This is a genomic window from Actinomadura sp. SCN-SB, from assembly GCF_043906805.1.
GTDB lineage: Bacteria > Actinomycetota > Actinomycetes > Streptosporangiales > Streptosporangiaceae > Spirillospora.
The window spans coordinates 101,024-113,351 of sequence record NZ_JBIMPP010000011.1; the positions used below are offsets into that span (position 1 = coordinate 101,024).

The 12,328-nt window shown below is 70.4% G+C and carries 15 protein-coding genes; 8 read left to right on the forward strand and 7 right to left on the reverse strand.

Translation table 11 applies throughout. The features are described 5' to 3' along the window. Positions 1-33: 33 nt before the first annotated feature. From ACGWYJ_RS10055 to ACGWYJ_RS10070, 4 genes are all read right to left on the reverse strand, one after another. Positions 34-1,356, reverse strand: coding sequence for a hypothetical protein (locus ACGWYJ_RS10055; protein ID WP_395105421.1), 1,323 nt, complete (start codon positions 1,354-1,356; stop codon positions 34-36). 95 nt (positions 1,357-1,451) lie between these two features. Further along, the gene (locus ACGWYJ_RS10060; RefSeq protein ID WP_395105422.1) at positions 1,452-1,790 is read right to left on the reverse strand and encodes an immunity 51 family protein; all 339 of its coding nucleotides are present in this window, start codon (positions 1,788-1,790) and stop codon (positions 1,452-1,454) included. A 45-nt stretch (positions 1,791-1,835) separates the two neighbouring features. Continuing rightward, positions 1,836-2,201 carry a winged helix-turn-helix domain-containing protein gene (locus ACGWYJ_RS10065; protein ID WP_395105423.1) on the reverse strand — a complete coding sequence of 122 codons (366 nt, stop codon included), beginning with the start codon at positions 2,199-2,201 and terminating at the stop codon, positions 1,836-1,838. Positions 2,202-2,218: 17 nt separating this feature from the next. Beyond that, positions 2,219-2,674, reverse strand: coding sequence for a hypothetical protein (locus ACGWYJ_RS10070; protein WP_395105424.1), 456 nt, complete (start codon positions 2,672-2,674; stop codon positions 2,219-2,221). A 118-nt stretch (positions 2,675-2,792) separates the two neighbouring features. On the opposite strand from ACGWYJ_RS10070, the gene ACGWYJ_RS10075 reads away from it, so the two are divergent. Continuing rightward, positions 2,793-3,614, forward strand: a complete 822-nt coding sequence (locus tag ACGWYJ_RS10075) for an alpha/beta fold hydrolase (RefSeq protein WP_395105426.1) — start codon at positions 2,793-2,795, stop codon at positions 3,612-3,614. 13 nt (positions 3,615-3,627) lie between these two features. Here ACGWYJ_RS10075 and ACGWYJ_RS10080 read toward each other — a convergent pair whose 3' ends face one another. Beyond that, entirely contained in the window at positions 3,628-4,287 is a 660-nt protein-coding gene (locus ACGWYJ_RS10080) for a hypothetical protein (RefSeq protein ID WP_395105427.1), read from the reverse strand. 75 nt (positions 4,288-4,362) lie between these two features. On the opposite strand from ACGWYJ_RS10080, the gene ACGWYJ_RS10085 reads away from it, so the two are divergent. Beyond that, positions 4,363-4,893, forward strand: a complete 531-nt coding sequence (locus tag ACGWYJ_RS10085) for an RNA polymerase sigma factor (protein WP_395105429.1) — start codon at positions 4,363-4,365, stop codon at positions 4,891-4,893. Then, complete coding sequence (locus tag ACGWYJ_RS10090) at positions 4,890-5,387, forward strand: transmembrane transport protein (RefSeq protein ID WP_395105431.1); 498 nt, start codon at positions 4,890-4,892, stop codon at positions 5,385-5,387. Before ACGWYJ_RS10085 ends, ACGWYJ_RS10090 begins: the two co-directional genes overlap by 4 nt. A gap of 20 nt (positions 5,388-5,407) precedes the next feature. Here ACGWYJ_RS10090 and ACGWYJ_RS10095 read toward each other — a convergent pair whose 3' ends face one another. Beyond that, positions 5,408-6,274, reverse strand: a complete 867-nt coding sequence (locus tag ACGWYJ_RS10095; RefSeq protein WP_395105432.1) for a hypothetical protein — start codon at positions 6,272-6,274, stop codon at positions 5,408-5,410. Between the two features lie 153 nt (positions 6,275-6,427). On the opposite strand from ACGWYJ_RS10095, the gene ACGWYJ_RS10100 reads away from it, so the two are divergent. Then, positions 6,428-7,501, forward strand: coding sequence for a hypothetical protein (locus ACGWYJ_RS10100; protein ID WP_395105434.1), 1,074 nt, complete (start codon positions 6,428-6,430; stop codon positions 7,499-7,501). 366 nt (positions 7,502-7,867) lie between these two features. Beyond that, a complete protein-coding gene (locus ACGWYJ_RS10105) occupies positions 7,868-8,416 on the forward strand; it encodes a MarR family winged helix-turn-helix transcriptional regulator (RefSeq protein ID WP_395105436.1) in 549 nt (182 codons plus the stop codon). A 10-nt stretch (positions 8,417-8,426) separates the two neighbouring features. Here the strand turns inward: ACGWYJ_RS10105 and ACGWYJ_RS10110 are convergent, their stop codons facing one another. Beyond that, positions 8,427-9,275, reverse strand: a complete 849-nt coding sequence (locus ACGWYJ_RS10110) for a hypothetical protein (RefSeq protein WP_395105437.1) — start codon at positions 9,273-9,275, stop codon at positions 8,427-8,429. Between the two features lie 425 nt (positions 9,276-9,700). Between ACGWYJ_RS10110 and ACGWYJ_RS10115 the strand changes: the two genes are divergently transcribed. The 3 genes from ACGWYJ_RS10115 (at position 9,701) to ACGWYJ_RS10125 (ending at position 12,229) form a co-directional block, all read left to right on the forward strand. Next, entirely contained in the window at positions 9,701-10,537 is an 837-nt protein-coding gene (locus ACGWYJ_RS10115; protein WP_395105439.1) for an ABC transporter ATP-binding protein, read from the forward strand. Between the two features lie 3 nt (positions 10,538-10,540). Continuing rightward, on the forward strand, positions 10,541-11,899 hold the full coding sequence (locus tag ACGWYJ_RS10120; protein WP_395105441.1) for an FtsX-like permease family protein: 1,359 nt from the start codon (positions 10,541-10,543) through the stop codon (positions 11,897-11,899). An 81-nt stretch (positions 11,900-11,980) separates the two neighbouring features. Further along, positions 11,981-12,229 carry a hypothetical protein gene (locus ACGWYJ_RS10125; protein ID WP_395105443.1) on the forward strand — a complete coding sequence of 83 codons (249 nt, stop codon included), beginning with the start codon at positions 11,981-11,983 and terminating at the stop codon, positions 12,227-12,229. Positions 12,230-12,328: the final 99 nt, after the last annotated feature.

Below are 12,328 nucleotides of genomic sequence, written 5' to 3' on the forward strand. Positions count from 1 at the left end.
GGACCGCCCCGGCCTCGTGTCCCAGCTCTTGTCTCAACATGGTGCGTCAAGCTGGCCGTTCTCGTCCCGGCCGTGCCACTTCCGCAAGTGCGTGGCGTGGGTGTGCAGGTAGGCACCGGGTTGGAAGAAGCGGTCGTAGAAGTCGGTGTCCAGATGGTGGGCCTGGACGTAGTTCATGATGAACACGGTCGGCACCGTGCCGGGGAACCTGCCGAACGTGTCGAACACGTATTGGGCCTGGAGCGCCACGCACGCCTTGAACTCGTCGTCGTGCGCCTCGGCGCTTCCGCGGAAACCGGGACTGTCGGTCCAGGCTCCGGGGGTCTCGCGGTGGAAGGGACCGCCCGGCCCGAACTTGCGTTGGGCGAAAGCCTCGACGGCCGCCGCCATATCACCGTAATGGGGCGGGCAGTAGGCTTCGAAGACGCCTTCCCGCCCGGTGGGGTTGGGCGTCGGCCAACGTTCGTCCTCGTCATAGCGGAAGCCGAGGCCGGGCACCTCCGGGTCGCCCGAGGCGCCGAGCATCGAGAAACGGTCGATCCCGTCGAACATCCAGCCGCCGAGCCCCATCGCCTGGAGCATCAGTACGCCTCCGTAGCAGGAGGTGGCGAGTTCGGCCGTGGCCTCGGTCAGCGCGTACTGCTCGGCGAAGGTGAGCGGGTACGGGTCGTCGATGTCGACCCGGCGGTGGAACCGCTCAAGTCCCGGGAGCCTGCGGTCGTTGACGTCGTCGTAGATCGCGTAGCCGTTCTGGGCGAAGAAGCACAGAACCGCGAGAAGATGCTGCGCTATATCCGCCACCGGGATCACGAGCAGCGAGCCGGGAACGTTGACGCACCAGGTGTTGTGCCCCTCAAGGTAAGGCTCCTCCGCGGGAAGGTGGAGCCGCTCGGTGGAGAGCCGCCGCGGCCGCCCGCGATGGCGCTCGACCATCAGCTCCGGCGTGACCTCCTCCGTGGACGGGTCGACGAGCGCGCCGGTGTCCCGGGTGGGGAAGAAGTACAGGCCCGAGTCGTCGGTGAAGAAGAGCTCGGCCGTGTGGAATCCCGCCGCGGAGGGGAACGTCCGCCCACCGGCCGCGGCGGGATAGTTCGCGACGTGCGGCGCGTAACGGGCGTGGCGCGTTATCGAGTAGTGCCAGCCCGTCGTCCCGCCCATCGCGCTCAGCACGAGCATCCGTTCGAGTTCGGTGAGCGGAAGCGGCTCGTGCCTGGAACGGTAGGCGAGCGGGCCGTCCGGAATCTCGTCGCCCAGCGCGAACCGCCGGGAACGGCGACCGAAAAGCGCCTCCACGAGCGGGAAGGCCGCCAACTCCCGCAGTGCCTCGGCCTCGGTGGACAACTGCGTGGAACCCATCAGGCCGTACCCCCATCAGGCTTCAGGTCTTCGACCCTCGGACCTGCCCGCTGCGACCGGGGGCACACCATCGGTCCCGCGCGGCGTTCGTGGTCTCAGTCGTCGAACTCGAAGCCGTCGGCCTTCGCCGAGGTGATGAGCGCCCGCATGCGAGCGGGGTCGGTGGCGGCGGCGGCCATCAGCGTGCCCAGCTCCTCCAGGGCGGCCCGATCCGTGCCGTACGCGCAGAACATGTCGGCTTCCGGGTCGAAAGAGAAACGCTCGTCGAGGCCCGGCGCCTCCGTGCTCACCAGGAGCCGCGCGACGCCTTCCCAGAAATACCCGTTGGGCTCATGACCGAGTTCCTCGATGAGCTCGTCCACTTGTGCCGTCCCCGCGTACAGCAGCAACGAGAACTTCCCGGGCGCGGTCTCGATCAATCGCATCGGAGTCATCGGCGAAGCGTGGCAGCCCGGGACGGGACCGGCAACCTTTCCGCGTCAGCCCGAATGCGCGGAGGGACGGCGCCCCGCGTCGTCCGCGGGTTCGCCGTCCGTCGCGGGTTGCGGGGCCGGGATCCGGGCGGCCGTGACGATGCGTTCCAGCGCCGCCGCGTGCCGCTGGAAGGCGCGCCTTCCCTCGGGGGTCAGCCGCACGCTGGTGCGCCGCGTCCGCCCGCCGGTGTCCTTGCGTACGGTGACGTACCCCGCCGACGCCAGGGCGGAGATCTGCTTGGACAGCGCCGAGTCGCTGGTCTCGATCGTGTCCCTGAGGAAGCCGAAGTCGACCCAGTCGGCGGGCGCCAGCAGCGCGACGATCGACAGCCGCGCGGGGACGTGCAGGAATTCGTCGAACCGCGGATCCATGGATGGTCCCTGCCGTCCTAGTCGATGGCGGCCTTGATGCCCCGGCGGACCAGAGGCGTGATCGCGAGATAGGCGGCGACCGTCACCGCGGCGGCGACGACGGACTGGGAGACCACCCCTTCGGACGGCAGACCGAGCCAGAAGTAGGCGGTGATCCGGGAGGCGCCGAAGACCGCCAGCAGCGCGACCATCATCGCCAGGTAGATCCCCGCCTCCCGGGCGGTGGCCTTCCTGCGGACCGAGGCGAAGTGACCGTAGACGATCCCGACACCCGCCCACAGGGTGAACCCGAACACGGTGCCGGCGGTGGACCAGGGGTCCGGGAGATCGGCGGCCGCGAAGCCGGCGAAGAGCCCCAGCGCCGAGATCAGTACGTACGGCAGCGGGAACAGCCCGCGGACGATCTCCTGGCGGGTCCTGTCCTGGAGCCGATGGATGGTGTCGAGCGATGACTGGGCGTCCTGAGGATCCATGGCCTCCCCCGATGGTGTGCTTTCCTGACAGGAAAGTAGCACCTACTTTCCTCACGGGCAAGTCGCCGTCCGTGCCGCGCCAGGTTAGGTCCCCGAGGTGCTGGGGACAGCAGATGCCATGAGCACCATCACCGCCAAGGACGGCACGGAGATCTATTACAAGGACTGGGGTGAGGGTCCGGTCGTGACGTTCTCCCACGGCTGGCCGCTGAGCTCGGACGCGTGGGACGGGCAGATGCTCTTCCTGGTGCAGCACGGCTTCCGCGTGGTCGCGCACGACCGGCGCGGTCATGGCCGATCCGCCCAGGCCACCTCCGGGAACGACATGGACGGCTACGCCGACGATCTCGCCGCCGTGATCGAAACCCTCGATCTCCACGACGTCTGCCTGGTGGGCCACTCCACCGGCGGCGGCGAGGTCGCGCGCTACATCGGGCGGTACGGAACGGGGAGGGTCGCGAAGGCGATCCTGATCGCCGCCGTGCCGCCCATCATGGTCAGGACCGAGGCCAATCCCGAGGGGCTGCCGATCGAGGTCTTCGACGGAATGCGCGAATCCCTGTTCAAGGATCGCTCACAGTTCTACAAGGATCTGGCCATACAGTTCTATGGCGCCGACAAGACCGACGCCAACGTGTCACAGGGCATCCTCGACCAGTTCTGGCTCTGGAGCATGCAGTCAGGTCTCCTCAACGCCTACCAGAGCATCAAAGCCTTCTCCGAGACCGACTTCACCGAGGACCTCGCGAAGTTCGACGTCCCGACCCTGGTGCTGCACGGTGAGGACGACCAGATCGTCCCCGTCAAGGACTCGGCGCGGAAGTCGGCCCGGCTCATCAAGGGCGCGCGGGACATCTACTACCCCGGCGCCCCGCACGGCATCACCGCCACGCATCAGGACCAGGTGAACGCGGACATCCTGAACTTCCTGCGGAGCTGAGCCGACCGGCCGCTCAGAACCCGAACGCCCGCGCCACCCGTTCGACCAGTTCGTCCTCGTCCATTCCGGTGCCGACCTCGACCGCGGGCAGTCCGAGGCGCCCGGTCTCCTCACGCAGGCGATCGGTGAACATCCGGTCGCGCTCCAGCAGGTTGTGCCGGGCCCGTTCGGGATCGCCGGTCCTGCGTGGGATCTCCCAGCCGCGGTCGTCGAACACCGCCCGGCGGAACTCGGGTGCCGGCAGCAGCCAGACCGCGTGGCCGGGCTCCGCCAGCAGCGGCTTGACCAGCCGCGGCAGCAGCCGGAACCCTTCGGCGACCACACCGGTTCCCGCCGGCGCGCGCAGCAGATCCTCGACGATCAGGCCGAAGCCCTCGCCCCTGTACCAGTGAAAGGTGTCCAGCATCGTCTCCGGCGACCGGTTCACCCAGCGCTCGTCCATGCTCATCGCCTTGAACCTGCTCAGCCAAGGCGCGTCCTCAGGCGTGCTGCGTCCGGCGTGGTCGGACATCACCTCGTCGGTCGAGTACACGCGCAACCCGTGCAGGGCGGCGACACGCCGGGCGATGGTCGACTTGCCCGCACCGCTACCGCCGCCGATCCAGTAGACGTGCCGCAACCGTGCCCGCAGCACGCGGGTCCGCACGCTTTCCTCACGTTCGCCGGTTCGCACTCGTCCACCGTACGAACCTTTGTGCCCGGAATACCGACTGTCTTGGTGACGCGCGACGCGCGACAGGGAGGTGCGGTGAACCAGGACGGGCTGCTGGTGGTGCGCTGCCAGCTCGGGGAACGGGAGGCGTTCCGCGAACTGGTGCGTGTTTGGCATGCCCCGTTGTGGCGCTACCTGCGGGGCATGGTCGGCTCTGCGCACCTCGCGGACGACCTCGCCCAAGAGACATGGGTCGCCGTGGTGCGGGGGCTGCCACGGTTGCGGGAGCCGGAACGGTTCGCCCCGTGGCTGTTCACCATCGCCCGGCGCGCGCTCGCCGATCACCTGCGGCAGGCGTACCGGAACGCGGAGACGCCCGTGGACACGGCGGGCGCCGCCGTCGGCGACCCCCTGTCCAGCGTGCTGACCGCAACGCAGGTGGAAGCCGGGCTCGACGGGCTCCCTGCCCTGGAGCGCGAGGTGCTGATCCTGTTCCACCTCCAGGATCTCCCCCTCGCCGCCTGCGCGGAGGTCCTCGGCGTACCACCCGGCACGGTCAAGAGCAGATTGCACCGCGCGCGCCGCATGTTGCGGAGCGTTCTTGTCGAGAAGGGATATGAGGCGTGAGCGAGCAGACCCCCGCCCCTCACGGGGAGGTTCCCCAGGAACTTGAGCGCGCGCTGGCGGCGGAGATCTCACTGGGCTCCCGGATGCGCCACGTGGCCGTGGGACTGGCAGGGGGGTGCGCGGCGGCACTGGTGACGGTGCTGTGGGTCACCGAGCCGCGTCCGCTTCCGGCGCGCACCCAGGCCGCCTTCGCCGTGCTGGTCGCCATCGGGCTCGCCTGGGCGGTCTTCTGCGGGTGGGTGCTGAGCAGCCGCCGACCGTTGTACGCCCGGGACCGGGTGCTGGCGGCAGGGCTCGCGCTCGTGGTCAGCGCGGTGACCGGCGTGGCCGGGACGGCGCTGGCCGTGGCACGCGCCACCACAGCCCAGGCGATGGCCGTTGCCCTGGTGGGCGTCGCCCTCGTCACGGCGGCGGGACTCGCCCTGATCGGGGCACGGTCCCGACGTCGCGCATTGCTGCGGATGAGGGACGCCCGGCAACAGGAGCCCTCTTGATCTCGCTGTCCGCGTGGGCTCTAGAAATACCTGGGTTGCGGATAGATCTCGATGCGCTTCGGGTCGACGGTGGGCGGGACGCCGGTCGCCCTGATCCGCTGGATCGACCAGCCGGGCGGGAAGCGCGTCCAAGGGGCGGTGTCGGCCGGATGGGTACCGCCGACGATCTTGCCCGCCGAGTCGCGGAGGACGGCCGACGCCTTGCCGTCCTCCAGAACCTCCGACGCGCCGGACTCGACCCGGAAGGTGATCGTCAGATCGTGCCGGCGGGTGCGGTGCACCTCGGCCCGCAGCGGCGCGCCGAGCAGGTAGAACTGGTCCCGGTCGACGCGGTAGAGGTCGCCCTTGACCAGGCTCGCCGTGAGCCGGACGGCGCGCGGGTCCCCCGGCTTGAGCCATTCGGCCTTGCCGAGGGTGAACCGGAGCCGCCTGGCGCCGCCCCCTGCGACGTAGGTATCGTCGCCCAGGCCGAAACGGCCGCCGGGAGGAATGAAGGCGGTCCTGCGGTCGCGGGCGTGGCCGCTCGTCTTCGTGATCAGTTGCCGTCCCCGCGCGTCGAGGATGTCGACGGTGACGGGGACCGAGACGACGGAGGTCCTGCTGGTGTTCTCCACGATCAGGCCCCAGCTCACCCGGTGCTCACCGGACGGGTCCCGCAGGCGGGTGAAGCCGTGCTCGACGATGCGGACCGTCCCGCCGTCGGCCGCCGAGGCGCTGGGCGAGGCCAGGACCCGCGGTTTGGGGGCGGGCTCGTCGGCGAGGACGGGCTCGCCCGCGCCGCCGGGACGGGCGAAGGCCACGAGGAGGGCGAACACCGCCACGGCCGTCCACAGGGAGGGCCGGTTGATCGCCTGGGCGAGCCGGTAGGACTCTTCGTCCTCATCCATGGCGGTCCACCTCCCGTGGCGATTGTGGCGTGAGAACGGGTGAGCCGGTTCCGTACGTGGCCGGATACGGCCAAGGACGGGCGCGCGACGGGCGGGTGACATCTCATTCTCGCTCAAAGGATGCTCAGGGAAGAGGAACGAGGGGCGGCCGACGTGAAGGAATTCCGATACCGGCGGCGCCGGGCAGCGGCGGCCGGGATGTTCCTCGCCGGTATCGTGCTGGTCTCCCTGATTCAGTCGGCGCGCGCGGAACCCGACACGGTCGCTCTCGTCCGCGACTACCTGGAGGCGATCAAGGAGCGGGATGTCGGAAAGGCGTTGAGAATCGCTCGCGTCGACCGCCCGGAAGGTGAGGCGGGACGGTTCCTGGTGCCCGAGGCCCTCGACGAGGACTGGACGATCGTCCGCGTCACCGAGACCTTCGACTCCGCCTCCAGCGGTTACGCCGAGGTGACCGTCGTCCTGGCCGGCAAGGACCGGAAAGGGCACGAGTTCAGGGTCAAGGTGCTCACGGAGAACGGTGGCCTCCGGATCGAAGAGCCGCTGGTGACACGGCGCTTCACGATGACCCCGCTGCTCTACGTCGAGGTCGGCGAGGTCCGGATCCCTTTCCGGAAGGGAGCCGACGCGGCGAGCGTCGAATACCGCCTCCTTCCCGGCTTCTATCGTTTCTACCAGGGGCCCCAAAGCCTTATCAGCGTGAAGTCGGCACAGGAACCGGTGCTTCCCGGGGACGGCGGCGTTTACCGGGAACTCGCCGGCTCATCGAGCTTCACCGTCACACCGGCCGGGCAGCGCGCGGTGTCACTCGCCTACAACGCCTTCGTCGACCAATGCGCGAAGGCACGCGGCAGGCCCGACCCCACCTGCCCGTTCGGCTTCGACTCCGTGGGCTATGTGAGAACCCGGGACGGGACCGTCCTGGATCCGGAGGCGATCTCCTGGAAGGTGACCAAGTACCCGACGATCGTCGCCCTGCCCGGAGGGAGCGGCCTCGAACTCGTGGACCGGGAACGCGGGACGGTCGAACTCCACGGCATCGGCCGCGTCCAGGAGGACCGGCCGAAGCGAAGGTTCGCCATCCCCTGCGACACGATCTCCTATTCCCTCCAGGCGACGGTGGGAATGGACGGCAAGATCTCGATCATCCCGGCCGGCCGGCGCCTGGGCCGGCAGTCTCCGCCGATCAGGGAGACCTGCCGCCAAGCCCCGCTTCTGGTCCGCTGACACCCGGCCGGTGCGGACGGCCGCCGCCCGGTAATCCGCTTGGCGAGACAAGGTGGAGACCGCCGTCCGGCTGCATCACCTGCCCACCGGCATCGTCGTCACCCGGACCACCGGCCGGTCCCAGGCCGCACGACCTCGCCTCGGCCCGCACCGAGCTGGAGGGGCGGCTTCGCCTCCAGGACGCGCGCCGGGAGCGGCAGGACACCGATCGCCTGCGCCGGGTCCAGGTCCGGTCCGAACGGTCGGCCAAGACCTTCACCCACAACGCCCAGCGCGCGGAGGTCGCCGACCACACCACCGGCCGGCGCCGGCCCTTGCGGACCTGGCGGCAGGGCCGGCTCGACCGGTAGGGGCGCTCAGTGCTCGTTGCCCGCGCGGGGCGCGGACGAGTTCGGGGGCGGCGAAGAACAGCGGGCCGTGGGGGTCGAGCGGGTCGCCTCGACGGGCTGCTCGGGGTCGGGTGGCCAGGGCATGGAGCCCGCCAGATGGACGATGCCGGTGATGTCGTGGCACGCGCACTTGCTGATGTCCGAGCTGTCCAACCAGGCGTTGGCGCCGTACGGCATCGATGGCCGCGAGCTGGGGGTGCTGCTCGTCCTCGCCGGGCACGAGCCCGGTTCCCAACAGCAGGTGGCGCAGCGGCTCGGCGTCGATCGCACCACGATGGTCTCGCTCCTGGACACGCTCGAAGACAAGGGGCTGGTGTCCCGCCATCCGCACGCGAACGACCGGCGCCGCAACGCGGTCGAGCTGACCGAGACGGGCAAGAAGACCGTCCGGCAGGCCATCGAGGCGAGCGACAGGGCCGAACGCGAGTTCCTCGCCCCGCTCAGCCCGCGGGACGCGGAACGGTTCCGCGACGCGTTGCAGACGGTCGTCACCCGGCGGGACCAGTCACCGGACGGACAGGGTTGACCGAACAGGGTTAACGCTGAGCGGCCACAACGGCTCGGGCCAGCGCGGCGACCTCGCGGTCCATGGCCGCCTTGGACGGGCGGCCCCTCCGGTGGTAGTCGATGTAGAGCAGAAGGTTGGCGCGGCGTACCAGGATCCTGCTGCCGGTGCCGTCGACGTGATCCCGTTTGGCCTGGTCGCCGATCTCCGGCGCCGCGGAGCCGTCGCCCGGCCAGGCGGCGAACAACGCCTTCGCGACCGCCGTGGCGGATCGCCCGGTGGCCGCGCTCGGGGGCGGCGCCTCCACGTACACGGTCAGGTATCCCAAGCCGGGCGGGGCGTCGCCGTCCTCCCACTTGCAGCCGCCGCTCACCCCGGCGTCGCCGGGAGCGAGGTCACGCCGCCGTGCACCGGCGACCAGGCGGCGCGCGGCCGGGCCGGCTTGTGCGCACACGTTCCCGACACCGCGATGTTCGCCCCGCTGGTAGGCGGGTGGAGCGGCGGGCCGCGGCCGGGCCCCGAGCCGGGCGCCGATCTCACCGGCCGCGCTCATGAGCCCGGCTTCCAGCACGGCGAAGGAGGACACGGCCGGGCCGTACTCGCCGATGTCCGCCTCCTGCTCCGCGAAGAGGTCGACGACGATGTTGCGCACCCGTACCGCCAGGCGGACCTCATGGTGCTCGCCGGGCAGCCGGTTGACGTGAACGAGCTTTGCCTCGTCGCCCAGGCCGCGGACCGGGATCGCCCCGGGCGCCGTCGAGGTCGGGAGGTTCTGGAAGCGGAGCCGCGCCTCATCGGTGGCGCTGCCGCCGGAACGCCTGGCGGGTGTGTGCAGGTGCGCCTCCGCCTGCATCCGGGCGAACATGTCGTGCTCGTTCACGGCCCTCCAGAGACACCGCCGTTCACCCATGTCGGTGGCGGCGACGCGAAGCCGCCGCATGGTGGCGGCCGACACGGATCGGCACCACCCGGCGGGGACCCGCTCAAACTCGCCGGACCGCCACTGCGGCGACGCGCTCGCGCCTTGGGCACCTCCCGGGCCATCGTTACCCGAACACCCACTTGTCAGCAGCACCACCGCGCCCAGGACCGCGGTGGCCGACCGCGCCATGTCCATGTCCTAAAGAACGGTGAGGACCGGCAGGCCGTTCAACCGTCCCGGCTCCAAGAAAGAGCGGGCTCGCGGCCGGGCGATGGTGGGCTTTTGCCTACCTCGATCGGCGTCTTTTGACCATCGTCCCGGGCTCCGCCGGTTCCTAGCGTCGACATCGACCGCCGAAAAGCAGATCGATGGAGGTAAGAACGATGAGGGGACGCCGATATGGACCCGCGGCCAAGAGGCCCGTCGAGGAGGCGCTCCGGCTTGAGGGAGTGCGCAAGGTCTACGGTTCGGAGGACAACCGGGTCACCGCGCTGGACGGGGTCTGGCTGTCACTGTCATCGGGCACGTTCACGGCCGTCATGGGCCCGTCGGGCTCGGGCAAGAGCACCCTGCTGCATTGCGCGGCGGGTCTGGATCGGCCGAGTTCGGGCCGGGTGTTCGTGGACGGTGTGGAGTTGCCGGTGGGCGACGTCTCCCCGTCCACGAAAAAGGGGCGCGCCGGCGGTGGTGAGACGGCGCTGACCAAGTTCAGGCGGCGGCGGATCGGGTTCGTGTTCCAGCGGTTCAACCTGCTGCCGACGCTGACGGTGACGCAGAACGTGACGCTGCCGCTGAAGCTGTCGGGCAGGCGGGCCGACAAGGCCAGGGCTCGGGAGATCCTGGCCCGGGTGGGCCTGGGCGACCGTCTCGACCATCTGCCGTCCGAGCTGTCGGGAGGCCAGCAGCAGCGGGTGGCGATCGCGCGGGCGCTGGTGACCGAGCCGGCGGTGGTGTTCGCGGACGAGCCGACCGGGGCGCTGGACTCGCGCAGCGCGCGGGAGGTCCTGGCGCTGCTCCAGGAGTCGGTGCGGGTCTATGGGCGCACCGTCGTGATGGTCACCCACGACCCGGTCGCGGCCTCGTACGCGGACACGGTGCTGTTCCTGGCGGACGGCCGGCTGGTGGGCAACCTGCCCTCGCCCACCGCCGAGTCGGTGGCGGAGCGCATGACCCACCTGGCCGACGAGGTCGAGCGGCAGCGCGCCACCGAGGGGGTGTGAGGGATGTTCGGTCTGGCGGTCAGGTCCTTGCGCAAGCGGGCGGGCGGGTTCGCGGCGAGTTTCGTGGCGATGTTCCTGGGCGCGACGATGGTGATGGCGTTCGGTGCCATGCAGGACACCGCTATCTCCAGCGACGCCACCGGCGCCGCCGAGGAGACCCTGGTCACCATGTCGATCGTCGTGGGCGGGTGGGGCAGCGCGCTGGTGATCCTCGCCGTCAGCTCCACGCTGGCCCTGTCGGTCCGGCAGAGGGCCGAGGAGATGGCGCTGCTGAAGAGCGTCGGCGCGACCCCGGCCCAGATCGGCCGGATGGTGGTCGGCGAGGCCACCGGGCTCGCCCTCGTCGCCTGGCTCCTGGCGATCGGTCCGGGGCTCCTGGGGGGCGCGGCGCTGCTGTCGCTGCTGCACTCCACCGACCAGGTGCCCGAGAGCGTGCCGTACGCCTTCGGCCCGGTGGCCCTGGGCATCGGGCTGACGCTCACCCTCGTCTCGGCGGTCGCCTCGGCGATCATCGCCGTCACGCGCATCGCCCGGGCCGGGGTGATCCGGTCGCTGGCCGACGCGGCGGTGGGCCGTACGCGGATGAGCCGCAAGCGCGTCGCCTTCGGGATCGTGTTCCTGCTCCTGGGGCTGAACCTGGCCGTGGTCACCGCCACGGTGATGAAGGACGAAGGCATGGACGCGATGGCGACCGCGGGGCAGGCCGACATCATGGCCTCGCTGGGGCTGGCGCTGCTGGCCCCGTGGCTGATCCGGTGGGCGGCGGGCGTGCTGTCGCGTCCGCTGGAGCTGCTGTTCGGGGTGGCCGGTGAGCTGGCGGTGAGCACGCTGCGCCGGCGTACCGCGCAGATGGCCTCGGTGTTGATGCCGATCATCCTGTTCACCGGGGTCGCGACCGGCTCGCTGTACCTCCAGCAGATCGAGAACGACGCCACGGCCGCGGCCGGGCTGGTGTCCACGGTCGAGCAAAAGAACATCGCGACGCTCAACTTCGTGGTGATCGGGATGATCCTGCTGTTCACGGCGGTGATCCTGGTCAACACGCTGCTCGCGGCGACCGCCTACCGGCGCGGCGAGTTCGGCCGGCAGCGCCTCGTCGGCGCCACCCGCGGCCAGGTCGTCGGCGCGGTGGCGCTGGAGGCCGCGGTGCTGATCGGGCTGGGTCTGGTGTGCGGCGTCGTCGCGGCGATGTTCACGGTCGTGCCGTTCAGCGTCGCCCGCGCCGACGCGCTCGTCCCCGATATCGGGCCGCTCGTCTTCGTGGCGGTGGCCCTGATCGCCACGGCCCTCACGGCCGTCACCGCGATCACCGCGGCCCACCGCGCGGCCAAGATCTCGCCGGTGGAGGCCGCGAGCCTCTAGCGGCCCCGCCATGCGGGGGCGGGGCCCGCCGTCTCGGTGAGACGGCGGGCCCCGGCAGCAGGTGTTTCGTTACCTGCCGAAGTGGTGGAAGTGGCCATGGTGGTGGCCGTGACCATGGTGGTGATGGTGGCCGTGGCCATGGTGGTGGCCATGGTGGTGGCCGTGGTGATGGTGGTGGCCGTGATGGTGGTGGCAGGGACGTCTCGGCGGGCACACCTGGGACTGCGCCGCCTGAGCGGTGGCCGTTTCCGTCGCGTTCGCCGCGGCCGCGGGACCGAAGGCGGTGAGGCTCGCCACCGCGACGAAACCGGCGGCGGTCAGCGCCGCTGAGCGCAAAGGACTCGAAATCCTCATGGTTCCCTCCAGGGGTTGGGGCCACGAAGGCCCATGTGTCACATGTCACATACCCCCACCGCACCCATCCAACTA